The organism is Corynebacterium jamesii (assembly GCF_046097395.1).
GTDB lineage: Bacteria > Actinomycetota > Actinomycetes > Mycobacteriales > Mycobacteriaceae > Corynebacterium.
On record NZ_CP175789.1, the window covers coordinates 624042 to 644716 of the forward strand.

18 protein-coding genes and 1 pseudogene are annotated in these 20675 nt (G+C 63.3%); all 19 read left to right on the forward strand.

The features are described 5' to 3' along the window. Nucleotides 1-44 precede the first annotated feature (44 nt). Complete coding sequence (aroC, locus tag ACKFRT_RS02860; protein WP_408925677.1) at nucleotides 45-1304, forward strand: chorismate synthase; 1260 nt, start codon at nucleotides 45-47, stop codon at nucleotides 1302-1304. Beyond that, nucleotides 1301-1861 carry a shikimate kinase gene (locus ACKFRT_RS02865; RefSeq protein ID WP_408925678.1) on the forward strand — a complete coding sequence of 187 codons (561 nt, stop codon included), beginning with the start codon at nucleotides 1301-1303 and terminating at the stop codon, nucleotides 1859-1861. Before aroC ends, ACKFRT_RS02865 begins: the two co-directional genes overlap by 4 nt. A 45-nt stretch (nucleotides 1862-1906) precedes the next feature. Then, complete coding sequence (gene aroB, locus ACKFRT_RS02870) at nucleotides 1907-3013, forward strand: 3-dehydroquinate synthase (RefSeq protein WP_408925679.1); 1107 nt, start codon at nucleotides 1907-1909, stop codon at nucleotides 3011-3013. A 46-nt stretch (nucleotides 3014-3059) separates the two neighbouring features. Then, nucleotides 3060-3512, forward strand: a complete 453-nt coding sequence (gene aroQ / locus ACKFRT_RS02875) for a type II 3-dehydroquinate dehydratase (RefSeq protein WP_408925680.1) — start codon at nucleotides 3060-3062, stop codon at nucleotides 3510-3512. A gap of 46 nt (nucleotides 3513-3558) precedes the next feature. Continuing rightward, a complete protein-coding gene (locus ACKFRT_RS02880; RefSeq protein WP_408925681.1) occupies nucleotides 3559-4647 on the forward strand; it encodes a M24 family metallopeptidase in 1089 nt (362 codons plus the stop codon). Nucleotides 4648-4712: 65 nt separating this feature from the next. Beyond that, nucleotides 4713-5276 (forward strand): elongation factor P, encoded by a 564-nt coding sequence (efp, locus tag ACKFRT_RS02885; protein WP_296215050.1) that lies wholly within the window; start codon nucleotides 4713-4715, stop codon nucleotides 5274-5276. Nucleotides 5277-5297: 21 nt separating this feature from the next. Beyond that, nucleotides 5298-5921 carry a transcription antitermination factor NusB gene (nusB, locus tag ACKFRT_RS02890; RefSeq protein WP_408925682.1) on the forward strand — a complete coding sequence of 208 codons (624 nt, stop codon included), beginning with the start codon at nucleotides 5298-5300 and terminating at the stop codon, nucleotides 5919-5921. A gap of 71 nt (nucleotides 5922-5992) precedes the next feature. Then, the gene (gene pyrR, locus ACKFRT_RS02895) at nucleotides 5993-6580 is read left to right on the forward strand and encodes a bifunctional pyr operon transcriptional regulator/uracil phosphoribosyltransferase PyrR (protein WP_408925683.1); all 588 of its coding nucleotides are present in this window, start codon (nucleotides 5993-5995) and stop codon (nucleotides 6578-6580) included. Between the two features lie 3 nt (nucleotides 6581-6583). Continuing rightward, nucleotides 6584-7537 carry an aspartate carbamoyltransferase catalytic subunit gene (locus ACKFRT_RS02900; RefSeq protein ID WP_408925684.1) on the forward strand — a complete coding sequence of 318 codons (954 nt, stop codon included), beginning with the start codon at nucleotides 6584-6586 and terminating at the stop codon, nucleotides 7535-7537. Nucleotides 7538-7602: 65 nt separating this feature from the next. Next, nucleotides 7603-8958, forward strand: coding sequence for a dihydroorotase (locus ACKFRT_RS02905; protein WP_408925685.1), 1356 nt, complete (start codon nucleotides 7603-7605; stop codon nucleotides 8956-8958). A 67-nt stretch (nucleotides 8959-9025) separates the two neighbouring features. Next, nucleotides 9026-10162: a glutamine-hydrolyzing carbamoyl-phosphate synthase small subunit gene (gene carA / locus ACKFRT_RS02910; protein WP_296215039.1), complete on the forward strand. Its 1137-nt coding sequence runs from the start codon at nucleotides 9026-9028 to the stop codon at nucleotides 10160-10162. Between the two features lie 56 nt (nucleotides 10163-10218). Beyond that, complete coding sequence (gene carB, locus ACKFRT_RS02915) at nucleotides 10219-13584, forward strand: carbamoyl-phosphate synthase large subunit (protein WP_408925686.1); 3366 nt, start codon at nucleotides 10219-10221, stop codon at nucleotides 13582-13584. Between the two features lie 20 nt (nucleotides 13585-13604). Further along, nucleotides 13605-14429, forward strand: coding sequence for an orotidine-5'-phosphate decarboxylase (pyrF, locus tag ACKFRT_RS02920; protein WP_408926123.1), 825 nt, complete (start codon nucleotides 13605-13607; stop codon nucleotides 14427-14429). Nucleotides 14430-14715: 286 nt separating this feature from the next. Continuing rightward, nucleotides 14716-15036, forward strand: coding sequence for an integration host factor, actinobacterial type (gene mihF, locus ACKFRT_RS02925; protein ID WP_296215034.1), 321 nt, complete (start codon nucleotides 14716-14718; stop codon nucleotides 15034-15036). A 2-nt stretch (nucleotides 15037-15038) separates the two neighbouring features. Then, nucleotides 15039-15605: a guanylate kinase gene (gmk, locus tag ACKFRT_RS02930; protein ID WP_296215032.1), complete on the forward strand. Its 567-nt coding sequence runs from the start codon at nucleotides 15039-15041 to the stop codon at nucleotides 15603-15605. Between the two features lie 79 nt (nucleotides 15606-15684). Then, the gene (gene rpoZ, locus ACKFRT_RS02935; RefSeq protein WP_034988049.1) at nucleotides 15685-15966 is read left to right on the forward strand and encodes a DNA-directed RNA polymerase subunit omega; all 282 of its coding nucleotides are present in this window, start codon (nucleotides 15685-15687) and stop codon (nucleotides 15964-15966) included. A 20-nt stretch (nucleotides 15967-15986) separates the two neighbouring features. Continuing rightward, nucleotides 15987-17243 carry a bifunctional phosphopantothenoylcysteine decarboxylase/phosphopantothenate--cysteine ligase CoaBC gene (gene coaBC / locus ACKFRT_RS02940; RefSeq protein WP_408925687.1) on the forward strand — a complete coding sequence of 419 codons (1257 nt, stop codon included), beginning with the start codon at nucleotides 15987-15989 and terminating at the stop codon, nucleotides 17241-17243. Between the two features lie 94 nt (nucleotides 17244-17337). After that, nucleotides 17338-18564, forward strand: a complete 1227-nt coding sequence (gene metK / locus ACKFRT_RS02945) for a methionine adenosyltransferase (RefSeq protein ID WP_408925688.1) — start codon at nucleotides 17338-17340, stop codon at nucleotides 18562-18564. A gap of 17 nt (nucleotides 18565-18581) precedes the next feature. After that, nucleotides 18582-20669 (forward strand): annotated as a pseudogene (locus ACKFRT_RS02950) (primosomal protein N'); the annotation flags it as partial. Nucleotides 20670-20675: the final 6 nt, after the last annotated feature.

Genomic DNA, 20675 nt, shown 5'->3' on the forward strand with positions numbered 1-20675 from the left:
CGTCATTGGGGCTAACCATGCAGGTGACCTGTATTATGCTTCTTATGCTTCGTTGGACTACTGCAGGTGAATCGCACGGCCAGGCTCTCATTTCGTTGATCGAAAACCTCCCAGCCGGACTGTCGGTTACTAGGGAAGACGTTTCTTATCAGCTGGCCCGCCGCCGTCTGGGCTACGGTCGTGGGGCGCGCATGAAGTTTGAGGCGGACGAGGTTACCTTCGTCGGCGGCGTGCGTCACGGCAAGACCCTGGGCAGCCCCGTGGCCGTGATGATCGGCAACACTGAGTGGCCGAAGTGGACCACCATCATGTCCGCCGACCCGATCAACGAAACCGATCCGGAGATCGGCAAGGAGATGTCCAGCGGACGCGGGGCCAAGCTGACCCGCCCGCGCCCGGGCCATGCCGATTTTTCCGGCATGGTGAAATACGACCACTCCGAAGCGCGGCCGATCCTGGAGCGTTCCTCTGCGCGCGAGACTGCAGCCCGCGTGGCCGCCGGTACGTTCGCCCGTGCCCTGTTGCGCGAGGTTTTGGGCGTGGAGGTGCTGTCGCACGTCATCAGCATTGGCCGCTCGGAGCCCTATGCGGGGCCTACCCCGGAGTTTGCAGATCTGGAAAGCATCGATGCTTCCCCCGTGCGCGCCTTTGATTCGGCGGCGGAAGAGTCCATGATCGACGAGATCAAGGCCGCGAAGAAGTCCGGTGACACACTCGGCGGCATCGTGGAGGTCGTTGTGAAGGGCCTGCCGATCGGCCTGGGGTCCCACGTCTCTGGCGACGAGCGGCTGGACGCACAGCTGGCTGCTGCCTTGATGGGCATTCAGGCCATCAAGGGAGTGGAGATCGGTGATGGCTTCGAGGAGGCCCGCCGTCGCGGTTCCGAGGCACACGACGAGATGCAGGCTGGCGCCGCAGGGGGTGTGCAGCGCCTGAGCAACCGCGCCGGTGGCCTGGAGGGGGGCATGACGAACGGCGAGGAGCTGCGCGTGCGTGCTGCAATGAAGCCGATCAGTACCGTTCCGCGTGCGCTGAGGACTGTGGATATGGCTACGGGCGAGGCCGCCACGGGCATTCACCAGCGCTCCGACGTCTGTGCTGTACCGGCTGCCGGTGTGGTTGCGGAGACCATGGTGGCCCTGGTGCTGGCCCGCGCCGTATTGAAGAAGTTCGGGGGCGATTCGGTGGAGGAGACCAAGCGCAATGTGCAGACTTACCTGGACTACGTTAGCTCTCGACTGAACTGGTCCGGTGAGGTAACGGCAGCAGCGGATGGGGAAGTGGCGGACGGAGAAGTCCGATGAGTCCCCGCGCGGTACTGGTGGGTCTGCCGGGATCCGGCAAGACGACCATCGGCAAGCGCCTAGCCAACGCCCTGAACCTGCAGCTGGTTGATACCGACCAGCTGTTGGAGCAGAAGCTCGGTAAAACCTGCACCCAGATCATGGGCGAGCTGGGGGAGCCAGGCTTCCGGGAGCAGGAAGCCATCGTGGTCGCCGAGGCACTGAACTCCGACGGGATTGTTTCGCTTGGCGGCGGCGCGGTCGTTACCGAGAGCACCCGCGACCTGCTTGCTGACCAGACGGTGGTGTATCTGAACGTCTCGATTGACGAGGGTGTGCGTCGCACCTCGGGATCCAAGACGCGCCCGCTGCTAAATGTTGCCGACCCGCGCAGTAAATACGAACAGCTCTTTGCCCAGCGCTCCGCATACTACGAGGAAGTATCCAACTTCATGGTGCGCTGCGATGGCAAGGAGCCCCGCCGCGTGGTGACGGACATCCTCATGTTTATCGAAGAGGTCCGCTTAGAGCGCCTCAACGAGCGCGATCACGACCACCACGACCCGGCCTTCCGCTAGCAATTCCCCCCACCCGACGAACTCGACAAGGATCTTCGACCTCCCATGACCAACGCCCAGCATGCAGCCTTCAACCAGCAGCGAATCAAGGTGGCTTCCCAGTCGCCCTACGAGGTGGTCATCGACCGGGGCATTGAGTTCGCTACCGAGGAGATCCTGAATGTCGCCGGCGCTACCGCCACCTACCTCCTCATCCACCAGCCTGCCCTCGCTGAGCGTGCCGCCGACCTGGCCGCGCGCCTTACGCAGGCGGGGTTTGCCGCGCACACGCACCAGATCGAGGATGCGGAGTCGGCGAAGACCGCCGCCTCCGCAGCCGAATGCTGGGACGTTTGTGCCAACGTCGGATTGACTCGCGCCGACACCATCATTGGGCTCGGCGGCGGTGCGGCCACTGACCTGGCGGGGTTCATCGCCGCCACGTGGATGCGAGGCATCAAGGTCGTGCACTATCCCACCACGCTGCTGGCCATGGTGGACGCCGCCGTGGGTGGAAAGACGGGTATTAACACTCCGGCCGGAAAGAACCTGGTCGGAGCCTTCCACGAACCCAGCGCGGTGATCGTTGACCTGGAGGTTCTAGAGACCCTGCCGCGCGACGAGATGGTCGCCGGTTCTGCGGAGATCGTCAAGGCAGGGTTCATCGCCGATACGCAGATCCTTGACCTCTACGAGGCTGATCCGCAGGCTGCGCTGGACCCCCACGGCAGCCTGCCAGAGCTGATCGCGCGCGCGATCCAGGTCAAGGCCGACGTGGTGTCGGTGGACCTGAAGGAATCTAGCCTGCGCGAGATCCTCAATTACGGGCATACTTACGGCCACGCGGTCGAGCACCACGAGGAGTACCGTTGGCGCCATGGCCAGGCCGTTGCTGTGGGCATGATCTTCGAGGCAGAGCTGGCAAAGGCCGCGGGGCTGCTGAGCGAGGAAGACGTTCGGCGTCACCGCAACATCCTTAACTCCGTAGGCCTGGCGACCAGCTACGACGGCGCCGAACTCGACGAGCTCCTGGCGGCGATGGGGCGAGACAAGAAGAACAAGGGCGGCAAGATCCGCTTCGTCGTGCTGGAGCAGATCGGAACTCCCACCCGCCTGGAAGGGCCGAGCGAGGAACTGCTGCGCGCGGCCTACGCGGCTAGCGTGGAAGCCTAAAAGGGTCGACAGCCAGCTAGAGACAACCAACTAGGAGGAGACAGCGATGAATGCAGCACAGCCGCAGGCGCCGAAGGTGTGCGTGATCAACGGTCCGAACCTCAACCGCCTGGGTAAGCGTCAGCCGGAAGTCTACGGCAGCACTACTCTGGCTGACGTGGAAGATCTGCTGGCCCGCGAGGCGGAATCACTGGGCATTGACGTCGACTTCTTCCAGTCCAACCACGAGGGCGAGCTGCTGGATCGAGTGCATCGCGCCGCCGATGAGGGCGCCGCAGTCATCATCAACCCGGGTGGCTTCACCCACACCTCCGTTGCTCTGCGCGATGCCCTGGCCGAGATTGCCGACGGCGCGGGCTTCGTGGAGGTGCATATTTCTAACGTGCATGCGCGCGAGGAGTTCCGTCACCACAGCTACCTCAGCCCTTTGGCTAGCGGCGTGATCGCCGGATTGGGCATCTACGGTTACGTTGCCGCCTTGCGCTTCTTTGCCCAATAACGCCGGGTAGACCCCCTGCGTACTTTCACACCTTTAAGGAGTGTTGATGTCTCAAATTTTTTTTGACGCCCACCGTACCCGCCGCAACCAGGCCACGGCTTTGATCCAGCAGTCCGCGCACACAGCCTTGCTGGTCAGTGACCTTAAGAATGTGCGCTACCTGACGGGTTTTTCTGGTTCCAATGCGTTGCTGGTGATTCGCGAGGATGGCCAGCACCTGCTACTGACAGACGGGCGCTACGACACCCAGGTCCGTATCGAGACCGGCGCGCCGGAGGACGTGACCATCGAGATCGGGGGCAAGTTATTTGACCGCGCGGCGGAGTTTGCCACGCAGGCGGCAGGCGAATCCTTCGCCGTCGAACCCGGCCTTGCCTACGGACAAGCACAGGCTCTGGGCAAGCCTCCGGTGCTCGACTCGGTGATAGAGAAGCTGCGCCTGGTGAAGGACGAGCTGGAAATCGAGGCGTTGGCCGAGGCCGGCGAGCTGGCAGATAGCGTGTGGCGCTCGTTCATTGAGGATGGCGGTATCCGCGAGGGCATTACCGAGATCCAGGCCGCTGCAGAGCTGGAGTTCCAGCTGCGTACCGCCGGGGCCGACGGCCTGAGCTTCGACACGATTCTGGCCAGCGGAGTAAACGCCACCAAGCCACACGCTAGGGTATCCCGCGACAGAATCGTCCCTGGCCTGGTGACTGTGGACTTCGGCGTGTACCTCAACGGTTACGCGTCCGACCAAACCCGTACCGTCTGCGTGGGCGAGCCCGACGAGCTGGCCCGCAAGCTTTACGACGTGGTGTACCGCGCGCAGAAGGCCGGAGAGGCGATCTTGGCCCCTGGTGTGGCACTGTGCAACGTGGATGCCGCCTGCCGAGACGTCATCGCAGAGGCCGGTTACGGGGAGTACTTCGTCCACTCCACCGGACACGGAGTGGGGCTGGATGTGCATGAGGCCCCGCGGGCAGCGAAGGGGGTGGATCCCGAAGAAAAGCTTGTAGAAGGGATGACCGTAACAGTCGAGCCGGGCATTTATATCCCGGGTAAGACGGGTCTGCGCATTGAGAACACGTACGTGGTTACCGCCGACGGGGCCCGTAGCCTTAATGCCTCGCCGACGGAACTCATCGTCGTTTAGGCACCAGCCAGCTGCTAGACTGTAGCAGCCCAAAAAATTTTTAATCGCTCAAAAGGAGACCATTCGTGGCAACTACCGCAGACTTCAAGAACGGCCTTGTGCTGAAGATGGACAACAAGCTTCAGCAGATCCTGGAGTTCCAGCACGTCAAGCCGGGTAAGGGCCCCGCATTCGTGCGCACGAAGCTGAAGGACGTTGTCTCCGGCAAGATCGTTGATAAGACCTTCAACGCCGGTGTGAAGGTTGAAACCGCAACCGTCGACCGCCGCGACATGACCTACCTGTACAACGACGGCACCAGCTTCGTCCTGATGGACGAGAAGACCTACGACCAGGTTGAGCTGGCTCCGCACCTGATGGGCGACGGCGCTAAGTTCCTGCTGGAAAACACCACCGTGCAGGTTTCCTTCCACGAGGGCGAACCCCTGTTTGCAGAGCTGCCGGTTTCCGTGGAGCTGAAGGTTGAGCAGACTGATCCGGGCCTGCAGGGCGACCGCTCCACCGGTGGCACCAAGCCCGCTACCCTGGAAACCGGTGCGGAGATTCAGGTTCCGCTGTTCATCGAGACCGGCAACGTGCTGAAGGTAGACACCCGCACGGGCGAGTACCTGTCTCGCGTGAACAACTAAGGCAGCGACTGTTTTTCACCCATGACCGAAAAACACACAGCTGATTCGAAGACGGCTGCGCCGGCGAGGGGCTCCTCGTTCAAGCGTCACGGCTCCCGCTACAAGGCCCGCCGTCGCGCAGTGGACATCCTGTTTGAGGCGGAGTTCCGCGACATCGATCCGGTGGAGATTGTCGAGGAACGCATCTCTCTGGCTACGGACCCCGCCAACCAGGTGAAACCCGTGCCGGAATACACCCAGCAGATCGTACCCGGCGTGGCAACCAACCTGGATGCTCTGGACGAGGCCATCGCGTTGCACCTATCCAGCGAGTGGCGTCTGGATCGCCTGCCCGCCGTCGATCGCGCAGTGCTGCGCGTGTCGGCGTGGGAATTGAAGTTCAACGACGACGTCCCCGCGCAGGTGGCCGTAGTAGAAGGCGTGGAGCTCGCCAGCGAGTACTCGCACGATAAAGCCCCCAGCTACATTCACGCGGTGCTGGACGGCATCAACAAGGACATGCAGGTTCAAGCGGACTTGAAGATCGCGGATGCGTCCGCAACGCAGCGTGCCGAAGCCGAGAGCGCCGAGGCGCCCAAGTCGGAAGACCAGGAGCAGTTAGACCTGCTGCTCGGCGGTATCGTCAACGAGTCCGACGAAGCGTGATAAACTGCGAGTCGTCATAAAAGTAGACATCCTTTAACGGACCGCACAGAGAGGCGGGAAAGGAGGTCACGATGAACTCGACGGCTGAGGAAGCTGGCGTCACCTTACTCGACGCAGATCAGGTTTCCCGTACTGTCGCGCGCATCGCGCACCAGATTATTGAAAAGACGGCGCTGGATGGGGAAGACGCCCGGCGCGTGGTTCTACTCGGCATTCCATCGGGGGGAGTGCCGCTCGCGGCTCGCCTGGCCGAGAAGATTCAGCACTTCACGGGGGTGGAGGTATTCCAGGGGTCGCTGGACATCACCTTGTACCGCGACGACCTGCGCACCACCGCGCACCGTGCGCTCAAGCCCACCAAGGTTCCTTCCGAAGGCATCGATGGCACCATCGTCGTGCTGGTCGACGACGTCCTCTACAGCGGACGCTCTATCCGTGCCGCACTCGACGCGCTGACGGATATCGGTCGCCCGGACGCTGTGCAGGTTGCCGTTTTGATCGATCGAGGTCACCGCAAGCTGCCGATCCGAGCCGACTACGTGGGTAAGAACATCCCCACCGCCGCCGACGAGGACGTGACCGTAAACCTCGCTGAGTTGGACGACGTGGACAACGTGGTTCTACACCGCAGGCCTGCCGTTGGGGAAGGGAGCAACTAAACCATGAAGCACCTGATTAGCATTGCTGATCTGAATAAGTCCGAAATCTTAGGCCTGATGGACGAGGCTGACCGGTTCGCCGAAGCGCTTGAAGGCCGAGAGATGAAGAAGTTGCCCACGCTGCGCGGCCGCACGATCTTCACCATGTTTTACGAGAACTCCACGCGCACCCGCTCGTCTTTCGAAACCGCGGGCAAGTGGATGAGCGCGGACGTCATCAACATCTCCGCTTCCAGTTCGTCGGTGAAGAAGGGTGAATCGCTGCGCGATACTGCACTGACTTTGAAGGCCGTGGGCGCCGACGCGATCATTATGCGCCACCCGTCCTCCGGCGCGGCTCGGCAGGTCGCTGGTTGGCTGGACGATACGGCCATCATCAACGCAGGTGACGGTTCCAACCAGCACCCCACCCAGGCTCTTTTGGACGCCACCACGATGCGCAACCGCATTGGGGACATTAGCGGCAAGAAGGTCGTTATCGTCGGGGATATCCTGCATTCCCGCGTGGCCCGCTCCAATGCCCAACTACTTTCGACACTGGGCGCGGAGGTGGTGTTTGTAGCGCCCCCGACTCTGGTGCCATTGGGCATCGAGCGCTGGGGCAACTGTGCGGGTAAGGGCACAGGCAAAGACAGCGTGCGCGTCAGCTACGACTTCGACCGTGAGATCCCGAATGCCGACGTGGTGATGATGCTGCGCGTGCAGGCAGAGCGCATGAACGGCGGCTTTTTCCCCTCGCACCGTGAGTACGCCGCCCGCTACGGCCTGTCGAAGGCCCGCGCGGAGCGGATGAAGGAGGGAGCCATCATTATGCACCCCGGCCCGATGCTGCGCGGCATGGAGATCAACTACGACGTAGCTGACGCACCGCAGACCGTGGTGTTGAACCAGGTGACCGCGGGCGTGCACGTGCGCATGGCGGTGCTGTTCACCCTGCTGGTCGGGGAAGAGAGCTAGGCGCTGATATGGCCACACACATGGCACAGACAAACAGTACGACGAACGACAGAGGGACTTCGACCATGACTTCCGAATACCCGGCCACCGGTGAGCTGGCCAGCCAACCCACTGGAGCTGATACCGCGGTTGTGCTGCGCGGTGTACTGATTTACGGCGAGGGCGACAAGCAGGACGTGCTGGTACAAGACGGCGTGATCGCCGAGATCGGTAGCGACCTTGCTGCTCAGGCACCGGCGGGCGCCGAGGTGCTGGACCTGGATGGCCAGGTACTGCTGCCGGGCTTGGTGGACATGCACGTTCACTTACGGGAGCCGGGTCGTGAGGACACTGAGACGATCGCCACCGGTTCTGCGGCCGCTGCCCAGGGCGGCTTTACCGCGGTGTTCACCATGGCGAACACCGCGCCCGTTACCGACAATCCGGCTATCGCCGAAATGGTCTGGTACAAGGGCCAGAACACGAACCTCTGCGACGTGCACCCGGTCGGCTCTATCTCTAAGGGGCTGGAGGGAAAGGAGCTCACGGAGTTTGGCATGATGGCCGACTCCGACGCGAAGGTGCGCATGTTCTCCGACGACGGCAAGTGTGTCGACGACCCCCGCCTGATGCGCCGAGCGATCGAATACTCCAAGGGTATGGACGTGCTGCTGGCGCAGCACTGCGAGGAACCGCGACTGACCATCGGCGCAGTGGCTCACGAGGGCGAGACCGCCGCGCGCCTGGGGTTGGGCGGCTGGCCACGCGTGGCCGAGGAGTCCATCGTCGCCCGCGATGCCATCATGGCTCGTGACTACGGTGGGCGCCTGCACATCTGCCACGCCTCGACCGAGGGCACCGTCGAGTTGCTGCGATGGGCGAAGTCGCACGGAATCCCCTTGACCGCGGAGGTAACCCCGCATCACCTGCTGCTGACCGACGAGCGGCTGGAAACCTACGACGGTGTGAACCGCGTTAACCCGCCATTGCGCGAGCAGCGCGACGTGGAGGCGCTGCGTGCAGCCCTGATCGACGGCACCGTCGATTGCGTAGCCACCGACCACGCACCGCACGGCTCCGAGGACAAGTGCTGCGAGTTCGATCAGGCTCGCCCCGGCATGCTGGGCATCGAGACCTCGCTGGCACTGATCGCCAAGATCTTCGTTATCGACGGCGACGAGGACTGGCGCTTTGTGGCCAAGGTGATGTCCGAACGCCCCGCCGAGATCACCAAGCTTCCCGGCCACGGCCGTCCGATCGCTGTGGGGGAGCCAGCAAACCTGTGTGCCGTGGATCTCAACCAGTCCTGGACCGCGCATGGCGAGGACATGGCCTCGAAGGCCAGTAACACTCCGTACGAGGGTATGGAGATGCCGGTCAAGGTGAGCACCACGCTATTGCGGGGCAAGGTGACCTGCAAGAACGGCTCATCGGTGAAGTAACACCCACGAGTGGGCGTCCATAAAAAAGAACCAAACACAACAGCTAACAGTTAAGGAAACAGACACAATGAGCTACACGCCAGCAGCACTGGTTCTCGCTGACGGGAAGATCTTCCGCGGACGCGCATTCGGCGCGACCGGCCGCACCCTGGGCGAGGCTGTGTTCACCACGGCTATGACCGGCTACCAGGAGACGATGACGGATCCGTCCTACCACCGACAGATCGTTGTGGCGACCGCCCCGCAGATCGGCAACACGGGGTGGAACGACGAGGATTCCGAGTCTCGCGGCGACAACATCTGGGTTGCCGGCCTGGTTATCCGCGACCTGTCCCGCTCCGTGAGCAACTGGCGCGCGCAGCGCAGCCTGCCGGACGAGATGATCGCCCAGGACATCATTGGTATCCAGGGGGTAGACACCCGCGCCATCGTGCGCCACCTGCGCGACAAGGGGTCGGTAGCTGCGGGCATCTTTAGCGGTGACGCCCTGAGCACCGACGACGACATGATCAGCCAGGTGCAGGCACAGCCAGCCATGGCGGGTGCAGACCTGTCCGCCGACGTGAGCACCGATGAGGTTTACGTGGTGGAGCCAGAGGGGGAGACCAAGTACACCGTCATCGCCTACGACATGGGCATTAAGACGAACACCCCGCGCGAGTTCTCCAAGCGCGGCGTGCGCAGCGTGGTGGTTCCCTCGACGACCACTTTCGACGAGGTACAGAAGCTGATGGCCGAGTACAGCGCCACGGGCGTGTTCATCTCCAACGGCCCGGGCGACCCGGCAACCGCTGACGCGACGGTGGAGGAGCTGAAGAAGATTCTGCAGGCCAAGATTCCGTTCTTCGGTATCTGCTTCGGCAACCAGCTGCTCGGACGCGCGCTGGGCATGGAGACCTACAAGCTGAAGTTCGGCCACCGCGGCACCAACGTGCCGGTGCTGGACCACCTGACCGGGAAGATCGACATCACAGCACAGAACCACGGCTTCGCGCTCAAGGGTAAGGCGCTGGAGAAGTTCGACACTCCGTTTGGCGAGGCACAGGTGACGCACACCTGCCTCAACGACGACGTGGTCGAGGGCGTGGCACTGCTGGACGGCAGCGCGTTCTCCGTCCAGTATCACCCGGAATCGGCGGCCGGCCCGCACGACGCTAACCCGCTGTTCGACAAGTTCTTCGCGAACCTCGAGAAGAACAGCTAACGCCACCAGCAAAGCAAAGCAACAAACAGCAACTTCGGATAAGAGGGAAAACACCAATGCCACGTCGCGAAGACATCAACCACGTACTCGTCATCGGCTCTGGCCCGATCGTCATCGGCCAGGCCTGTGAGTTCGACTACTCCGGCACCCAGGCCTGCCGCGTGCTCAAGGAAGAGGGCCTGCGCGTAACGCTGATTAACTCCAACCCGGCGACCATCATGACCGACCCGGAGTTTGCCGACCATACCTACATCGAGCCGATCTCCCCGAAGTACATCGAGAAGATCTTCCAGGAGGAGCAAGAAGCCGGCCACAAGGTAGACGCCGTCCTGGCAACCCTGGGCGGGCAGACCGCGCTGAACGCCGCGATTCAGCTGGACCGGCTGGGCATTCTGGACAAGTACGGCGTGGAGCTGATCGGTGCGGACATCGACGCTATCGAGCGCGGCGAGGACCGCCAGAAGTTCAAGGACATCGTGGCGAAGATCGGTGGCGATTCCGCCCGCTCGCGCGTGTGCCACAACATGGACGAGGTCCACGAAACCGTCGCCGAGCTAGGCCTGCCCGTCGTCGTTCGCCCGTCGTTCACCATGGGCGGCCTGGGATCCGGCCTGGCCTTCAACGAGAAGGATCTAGAGCGCATCGCCGGTGGCGGTCTGGCCGCGTCGCCGGAGGCCAATGTGCTGATCGAGGAGTCCATCCTCGGTTGGAAGGAGTTCGAGCTGGAGCTTATGCGCGACGGCAAGGATAACGTCGTGGTCGTCTGCTCCATCGAGAATGTGGACGCACTGGGAGTGCACACCGGCGATTCCATGACTGTGGCGCCGAGCATGACTCTGACCGACCGCGAGTACCAGGTGATGCGCGACCAGGGCATCGCCATCCTGCGCGAAGTCGGCGTGGATACCGGCGGCTGCAACATTCAGTTCGCCGTGAACCCGAAGGATGGGCGCATCATCACCATCGAGATGAACCCGCGCGTCTCCCGTTCCTCCGCCTTGGCTTCTAAGGCCACCGGCTTCCCAATCGCGAAGCTAGCGGCCAAACTCGCCATCGGCTACACCCTCGACGAGGTTCGCAACGACATCACTGAGGTCACACCGGCTGCCTTTGAACCGACGCTGGACTATGTGATCGTCAAGGCTCCGCGCTTCGCATTCGAGAAGTTCCCCGGTGCCGACGACACGCTGACCACTACCATGAAATCCGTCGGTGAGGCCATGGCCGTTGGCCGCAACTACATCACCGGTCTGAACAAGGTTATGCGTTCGCTAGAAACCAAGCAGGCCGGGTTCTGGACTGTCCCGGATGAGGCATTCGCCGGCGAGCGCGCCGCCGACAAGCAGGCCGTGCTGGAGGACCTGAAGCGCCCGACCGAGGGCCGTATGTACGACGTGGAGCTGGCCCTGCGCCTTGGCGCTACCGTCGAGGAGGTCTACGCGGCCTCGGGCATTGACCCCTGGTTCCTGCACGAGCTCGCCGGTCTGGTCGAGTTCCGCACCCGTCTTATCGACGCCCCAGTCTTGGATGTCGACCTGCTCCGCGAGGCTAAGTACATGGGTCTGTCGGATCAGCAGATTGCTGCGCTGCGCCCGGAACTAGCGGGCGAAGACGGCGTGCGCGCCCTGCGCTGGGCGCAGGGCATTCGCCCGGTCTTCAAGACCGTGGACACGTGTGCAGCCGAGTTTGAGGCGAAGACCCCGTACCACTACAGCTCCTACGAGCTGGATCCGGCCGCAGAGTCCGAAGTAGCCCCGCAGCCGGATAAAAAGAAGGTGCTAATCCTAGGCTCCGGCCCGAACCGTATTGGCCAGGGCATCGAGTTCGACTACTCCTGTGTGCACGCCGCCCTGGAGCTTTCCCGAGTGGGCTACGAGACCGTGATGGTCAACTGCAACCCGGAGACCGTCTCTACGGACTACGACACCGCCGACCGCCTGTACTTCGAGCCGCTGACGTTCGAGGACGTGATGGAGGTCTACCACGCCGAAGCTGCCTCTGGCGAGATCGCCGGCGTGATCGTGCAGCTGGGCGGCCAGACTCCGCTGGGTCTGGCACAGCGCCTGGCAGACGCTGGCGTGCCGGTTGTCGGTACCTCCCCGGAGGCCATCAACCTGGCCGAGGATCGCGGAGAGTTCGGCAAGGTTCTGGAAAAGGCCGCCCTGCCCGCACCGGAGTTCGGCACCGCCACCAGTGTGGAAGAGGCCCACGAGGTGGCCGCCCGTATCGGCTTCCCGGTGCTGGTGCGCCCGTCCTACGTGCTAGGTGGCCGGGGCATGGAGATCGTCTACGACGACGAGAGCCTCTCCGACTACATCCAGCGTGCCACCGAAATCACCAGCGACCACCCGGTGCTGGTGGACCGCTTCCTGGACTCCGCGATCGAGATCGATGTAGACGCGCTGTGCGACGGCGAGAACGTCTACCTGGCGGGCGTAATGGAGCACATCGAAGAGGCCGGCATCCACTCTGGCGACTCCGCTTGTGCGATCCCGCCGATGACGTTGGGCGCCGAGGACATTGAGAAGGTCCGCAAGGCTACCGCTGCGCTGGCTCACGGCATTGGTGTGAAGGGCCTGATGAACGTCCAGTTCGCGCTGAAGGACGACATCCTCTATGTAATCGAGGCAAATCCGCGTGCGTCCCGCACCGTGCCGTTCGTTTCCAAGGCCACGGGCGTGCAGCTATCCAAGGCTGCGGCGCGCATCATGTTGGGCACCAGCATCCAGAACCTGATTGAAGAGGGCGTATTGCCGAGCGACCGCGACGGCGGATCCCTGCCACAGGGCCACCCGATCGCCGTGAAGGAAGCCGTGATGCCTTTCAACCGCTTCCGCAGCCCGGAGGGCCACGTGCTGGATTCCCTCCTGAGCCCGGAGATGAAGTCCACCGGCGAGGTCATGGGTCTGGACGACGACTTCGGCTCCGCCTTCGCTAAGTCCCAGGAGGCCACCGGCGACCTGCCGACGGAGGGGACCGTTTTCGTTTCCGTCGCCAACCGCGACAAGCGCACCCTGATCCTGCCGATCCAGCGTCTGTACTCCCTGGGCTTTAAGATTCTGGCCACGCAGGGCACCGCTGCCATGCTGCGCCGCAATGGTGTGGAGTGCGAGGTGGTGGCCAAGATCTCCGACGAGCGTCGCGCCGCCGCGGACAACACGCCGCTGGTGGATGCCAATGGCGAGGCTTTGCGCACCGTGGGCGACTGGATCAAGGAGGGAGATGTCGACCTGATTCTGAACACTCCCGCCGGCTCCGCCGGGGCGCGTCACGACGGATACGACATCCGCGCTGCCGCCGTGAACATGGGTGTACCGTGCGTGACCACCGTCCAGGGTGCCGTAGCCGCTGTCCAGGGCATTGAAGCGCTGCAGGGCGCGGAGCCGACCGTGCGCGCCATCCAGGAGGTCGATCACTCGTGACCGCGAGCGCGGGCGACGGCCTGACCTTCGGCCAGCGGTTTCTCGAGCGATCCGACAGCTATGGGCAGCTGTGTGTGGGAATGGATCCACACGTGGGCATCCTGGAGGCCTGGGGTTTGCAAGTGACCGTTGCGGGGCTGGAGACCTTTAGCAAGACGTGTGTGGAGGCCTTTGCTGACGTCGCGTGCGTGGTGAAGCCGCAGGTGGCTTTCTACGAGCAGTTCGGTTCGGCGGGTCTGGCCGTGTTGGAGCAGTCGATTGCGGAACTGCGGCGGGCCGGAGTGCTCGTAGTTGCAGACGCCAAGCGCGGTGACATTGGTTCTACAATGGCCGGGTACGCACGGGCATGGTTGGACCCAGAATCCCCTCTGTGCAGCGACGCAGTGACGGTCTCCCCGTGGCTGGGATTCGATTCTCTGCGGCCGGTCATCGACCTCGGTGAACGACACGGCAGGGGAGTGATCGTGTTGGCTGCGACCTCTAATCCGGAGGCTCGCGGACTGCAGCGCTCGCTCTACGACGGCACCGAAACGAACGTGGCTCAGCACATTGTGGACCGCGTAGCGGAAGAAAACGCGCTGCACGCCGGCGCCGGAAACCTCGGCGTGGTGGTCGGGGCCACCCTCACCGACCCACCGCGGCTAGACGGCGTTGGTGGCATGGTGTTGATGCCTGGCGTGGGCGCCCAGGGAGGAACCATGGAAGACGTCAGGCGGATCGCTGGGGGAGAGGAAACTGCACAGTTGGTCTCCCCGAACGTCTCCCGTGGAGTACTCCGCGCAGGACCACAAATTGCAGACCTGCGCAATGCTGTGGCCGAGCAAACGGCAGCATTGCGACTGTAACCGCCCATCAGCAGGGGCTTTTGCTATTCTTTAAGCATTCAGGTGATACACTGATACCTATTGTTTGAAGCCTGCCCTCGCGGTGCCCTGCCTGCACTTATAAGCAGAGTGGGTGAAGCGTGTACAGTAGTCGAGAACATGCATCTCGGTGTGTCAGCTTGGCATATTTATCCGAGACGATTTAATATCCAGCGTTGCTTGGAATACCGTTTGGTCTCTACAGCATGTTGGTTATTGACCAGAAAACTTTCGATCCAAAGACGAGAAAAATTTAACGGAGGCACCCGTGGCACTTCCCCAGTTGACCGATGAGCAGCGCGCTGAGGCGCTGAAGAAGGCAGCCGAGGCACGCAAGGCACGCGCAGAGCTGCGCGAGAAGCTGAAGCGTGGCGGCACTGACCTGAAGCAGGTTCTGAAGGACGCCGAGACCGACGAAACCCTGGGCAAGATGAAGGTTTCCGCTCTGCTGGTTTCCCTGCCAAAGGTCGGTAAGGTCAAGGCTAAGGAGATTATGGAGCAGCTGGAGATCGCCGAGACCCGCCGCATTCGTGGCCTGGGTGACCGCCAGCGCCGTGCCCTGCTGGAGCACTTCGGTTTCGAGGAATAGTTTTGAGCCAGGACCTGAATAGCGGACGGATTGTCGTACTCGCGGGCCCCTCGGCGGTTGGGAAGTCCACCGTCGTGCGTCGGCTGCGCAGCGATGTTCCGGATCTGTTCTTCAGTGTGTCCATGACCACCCGTGACCCGCGTCCGGGTGAGGTCGACGGCGAAGACTACATCTACGTCACCCGCGACCAGTTCGAGGAGAACATCGCGGCAGGGAAGATGCTTGAGTGGGCGGAGATCCACGGCGGTCTACAGCTTTCCGGCACCCCGCGCGAACCGATCGAGGGAGCGCTGGCCGATTCCCGTCCCGTGCTTGTCGAGGTAGACCTCGAAGGTGCTCGCAACGTGAAGAAGATGCTGCCGGAGGTGCAGACGGTCTTCCTCGCCCCTCCATCCTGGGAGGAACTCGTAGATCGCCTCACCGGGCGAGGTACGGAAACTCAGGACGTTATCGAGCGTCGCCTCCAGACCGCGAAGGTCGAAATGGCTGCGCAGTCCGAGTTTGACCACGTGGTGGTTAACGACGACGTAGATCAGGCAGTGGCCGCCATCAGCGACATTCTTCGCTAGTGGTCGCAGCGGCACGCATAGAGCCCCGCGCTACAGAACTAAAAAATAAACAAACAACCCACCAAAGAAGGTGCATACCGTGGAAAACCAGGACGTGAATGCGAACGACAGCGTGTTCGATCCTCCTGTAGGCATCACCAATCCGCCGATCGACGAGCTGCTGACGAAGGTCTCCTCCAAGTACGCCTTGGTCATCTTCGCCGCTAAGCGCGCACGTCAGATCAACGACTACTTTCAGACGGTCGACGAGGGTGTCTTCGAATTCGTCGGACCGTTGGTTACCCCGGATGTCCACGAAAAGCCCCTGTCCATCGCCCTGCGCGAGATTAACCGGGATCTGTTGGAACACACCGAGGGTTAAACCAGCTAGGCTGATTCGTTGTGAACGTTGCATCAGCTGAAGTAAACACCAAGCCGCTCCGCGTCGTCATCGGCGTAGGGGGCGGCATTGCTGCGTATAAGGCCGCCCACCTGGTTCGGTACTTCACCGAAAGGGGCCACCAAGTGCGGGTGATCCCCACGCCTGCGGCCCTGAACTTCGTTGGCGCGGCAACCTTCGAGGCGCTATCCGGCCAGCCCGTCGCCACCGACGTGTTTGACGCTGTAGATGAGGTTCAGCACGTCCGCCTCGGCCAGGAGGCTGACCTGATTGTCGTTGCTCCCGCCACCGCGGACCTGATGGCTCGCATCGCCCACGGCCGTGCAGATGATCTGCTGACCGCCAGCTGCCTGGTGGCTACCTGCCCCGTGGTCCTGGCTCCGGCGATGCACACTGAGATGTGGACCAATCCCGCCACGGTGGATAATGTGGCAACGTTGCGCCGCCACGGTGTGACGGTTTTGGATCCTGCCCACGGTCGTTTGACGGGCAAGGACACGGGCGCTGGGCGCCTGCCGGAGCCCGAGCAGATCGGCGAGTTGGCACTGACAGTGGTGGGCGATCGCGAGGCATTCACTCGCGACCTCGAAGGCAAGCGCGTAGTCATCAGCGCCGGCGGCACTCACGAGCCGCTAGACCCCGTGCGTTATCTGGGTAATGCCTCCTCCGGCCGCCAGGGATTTGCCTTGGCGGAAGTCGCGGCGCAGCGCGGCGCCCAGGTCACCCTCGTCGCCGGTGTGACCGATAGCCTGCCTACTCCCATCGGCGCGCAGGTGGTGCGTGTGAAGACGGCCCGTCAGATGCAGCGCGCCGTCATGGAGCACGCCACCAGTGCAGACGTTGTTGTCATGGCCGCGGCCGTGGCTGACTATCGCCCGGCAGAAGTCGCAGAATCGAAGATGAAGAAGGGCTCGGAGGCTGACCTGTCTACGATTAAGCTGACCGAGAACCCGGACATTCTCGCGGGTGTGGTTGAGGCGCGCAGGAGGGGAGACATGGCGTCCACAACAAAGATCGTCGGCTTCGCAGCAGAAACGGGCGACGAGAACAGCACGCCGTTGGACTTCGCACGCAAAAAGCTCAAGAAGAAGGGGTGCGACCTGCTGATGTGTAATGCCGTCGGTGAGGGAAAGGTGTTTGGCCAACCGAATAGCTCCGGCTGGATCCTGCGCCCGGACGGTACGGTTACCGAGGTGGCTGAGGGGCCAAAGACTCGGGTCGCTGCCGCCATTTGGAAGGCTGTGTGCGAGACTAGCTAAGCAGCTACGTGACAAATACAGACAGCTTAGTCTAGTATGTGTCCATCGACTGAAAAGTCCAGAGCAAATCGAACCTACAAAAGGAAAAATCCACGTGTCTTTGCGCCTGTTTAGTAGCGAGTCCGTCACCGAAGGGCACCCCGACAAGATCTGCGACGCGATCTCCGACAAGATCCTCGACGCACTGATTGCCAAAGACCCCGAAGCGCGCGTGGCTGTCGAGACCGTCGTGACCACCGGCCTGGTGCACGTCGTCGGGGAAATCCGTACTACCACCTATGTAGAGATCCCCGCACTGGTGCGCAAGACTCTGCTGGAAATTGGCTTTAACAGTTCCGACATGGGCTTCGACGGCTCCACCTGCGGCGTGAGCGTGGCCATCGGCGAGCAGTCCCAGGAGATCGCCCAGGGCGTGGATACCGCTCTGGAGCACCGCTCGCACGACGCGGAGGGCGGAACCGAACTGGACGAGATCGACCGCCTCGGGGCGGGCGATCAGGGGCTGATGTTCGGCTACGCCACCAACGAGACGCCAGAGTTCATGCCGCTGCCGATCGCCCTGGCGCACCGCCTATCCCGCCGCCTGACCGAGGTACGCAAGAAGGGCATCGTGCCGCACCTGCGCCCGGACGGCAAGACCCAGGTGACCTTCGCCTACGACGCGGAAGGCACCCCGGTGCGCCTGGATACCGTCGTGGTCTCCACCCAGCACGACGATGGTATCGAGCAGGAGTGGCTGCACGAGCAGATCCGCACTCACGTGGTTCAGTACGTACTGGACGAGGCCGGGTTGACCGGCAACCTCGCCGATACCGACTACACCCTGCTGGTGAACCCCTCCGGTTCCTTCGTACTGGGCGGACCGATGGGCGATGCTGGGCTGACCGGCCGCAAGATCATCGTGGATACCTACGGCGGCATGGCGCGCCACGGCGGCGGCGCATTCTCCGGCAAGGATCCGAGCAAGGTGGATCGTTCCGCAGCCTACGCGATGCGCTGGGTAGCTAAGAACATCGTGGCTGCGGGGCTGGCCGACCGCGCCGAAGTGCAGGTCGCCTACGCCATCGGCCGCGCGACCCCGGTGGGACTGTACGTGGAGACTTTTGGCACCGAGACTGCCCCGGTGGAGGACATCCAGGCCGCTGTCCGCGAGGTCTTCGACCTGCGCCCGGCAGCGATTCTGCAGGAGCTGGATCTAAAGCGTCCGATCTACGCCCAGACCAGCGCATATGGCCACTTCGGCCGCACCGACCTGGACCTGCCGTGGGAGCGCACCGACCGGGTGGAGGCCCTAAAGAAGGCCGTCAACGCTGCCGAGTAGCGTGGCAAGGGAACACCAAGCAAAGTAGCAGAAGAAGCACCGTGGATCAGCCCGTCGCCCGCGTACTGCCGATGCTCGGCGTGCCGCACCTGGACCGGCTGTTCGACTATGCGGTGCCCGCAGACTTGGACGCGCATGCCCGCCCGGGGGTGCGCGTCCGCGTTCGTTTCTCCGGCCGTCTGGTGGATGCGTTCGTCATCGAGCGGCGGCGGCGCAGCGATCATCCCGGCGAGCTGCGCCCATTAGAGCGCGTCATTAGCCCCATCGAAGTGCTGCCGCAGCCACTGTGGCAACTGGTAAATACCCTGGCCGACCGCTACGCAGGAGTACGGTCGGACATCCTGCGATCAGCAGTGCCCTCTCGGCACGCCTCGGCCGAGAAAGCGGGACTGTTCGCCGACGGTGCGGTATGGGAGGATCTCGGCGCCACACTGCAATCCGTTGAGCAGGCAGCCACCGATTCATACTCCGCCGCCGAGGCTGCGCTGGCGCCCTACGCACACGGAGCGGCGTACCTCTCCGCGCTCGTGGCGGGCAAAGCCGCGCGTGCTTGTTTATTGACGCCCCCAGGCAGCGACATCCCCACCCTCATCGCAGCCGTCGCAGCGGCCGTCGCCTGGAACACGGACGGTAGTGTGCTGGTGGTGGCACCCAACCAACGCCTGGTGGATCGCCTGGTCGCGGGGTTGCGGGAGTACATGAACCCCGCGCAGGTGATGGAGCTGACAGCACAGGTGGGACCCAACGCGCGCTATCGTCGCTACCTGTCGGTGTTGGCGGGTCAGGCGCGCGTGGTAGTGGGCACGCGGTCGGCGGCACTACTGCCCATGGTCAAGCCCCGACTGATGGTGCTCGTGGGCGAGTCGGACGACAACCTGGTGGATCCCCGTGCGCCGTACATTCACGCCCGCGAGGCGCTGGGGCTGCACGCGGAACACACTGGCGCGGGGCTGCTGATCGCCGGGGTACACCGATCCGCGGAGGTGCAGCAGTGGGTGGATAGCGGGTTTGTGTACCCGCTGTTGCCCGGCAGAGAGGAACTCCGCGCGGCGATGCCGTGGATCCGGGGCTTGGGGGAGACCGACGGGGCGACGGAGCGAGAGCTACACGCCCCGGGCGCACGCATTCCATCCATGGGCTTCGCTGCCTTGCGCGAGTGCGTGGACAACGGCGTGCCCGCGCTGGTGCAGGTGCCCAGGCGGGGTTACGCCCCGGCCTTGGCATGTGCGAAGTGTCGAACTCCCGCCCGCTGTCGCCACTGTAATGGGCCGTTGGAGTTGCCAACGAGTGCCCAGGCCGCGCCTCCGCGCTGTCGGTGGTGTGGGCAGACAGCCGGCCTGTTTACATGCTCCGCCTGTGGCAACCACTCAGTGCGCCTGTCCGTCATCGGCCACGACCGGACAGTGGAGGAACTCGGCCGCGCTTTCCCCGGGGTGCCTATTATCGCCAGCGGTGGCAAGAACGTCGTAGATAGTGTGCGGTTGCGTAAGAGCATCGTCGTGGCAACACCCGGTGCAGAGCCCACGGTGGTAGGTGGCCTGTATGGTGCGGCGATCCTGGTAGATCCGTGGATTCTGCTGGGCAGGCAGGACCTGCGTGCAACCGAAACAGCACTGCGACACTGGATGGAGGCCGCGGCCCTTGTTGCTCCGCGAACAGAGGGCGGCAAGGTGGTTTTCGCCGGCGCGGCCAGCCTGCCCGCAGCGCAACAGCTGATCCGTTGGGATCCCGTAGGGGCTGCCCGTGCGGAATTGTCCCACCGCGCCGAAGCTGCCTTCCCACCGGCCTATGCCGTGGCGGCCATCGACGGCACCACGACAGCGATTAATGCTCTTGAGGCTGGCTGGGAGCTGCCCGCAGACGCTGAAACACTGGGCCCTGTGGAGCTGCCACCCGGTGTGCGACTGCCCGCGGGCATAGACAGCCACGACCCGCAGGCTAGGAAGTCCGCTCGGCGCCTACTGGTGCGCGTCCCGGCCGCCCAGCAGGCCGCGTTGGGCCAGGCGTTGCGCAGCGCGCAGTCGGTGCGCACCATCCACCGGGTCGGGCGCGCCTCGCAGCCGGAGGCCTTGCGGGTTGTCATGGATCCCGTGCGTATCGGTTAGGGTTAA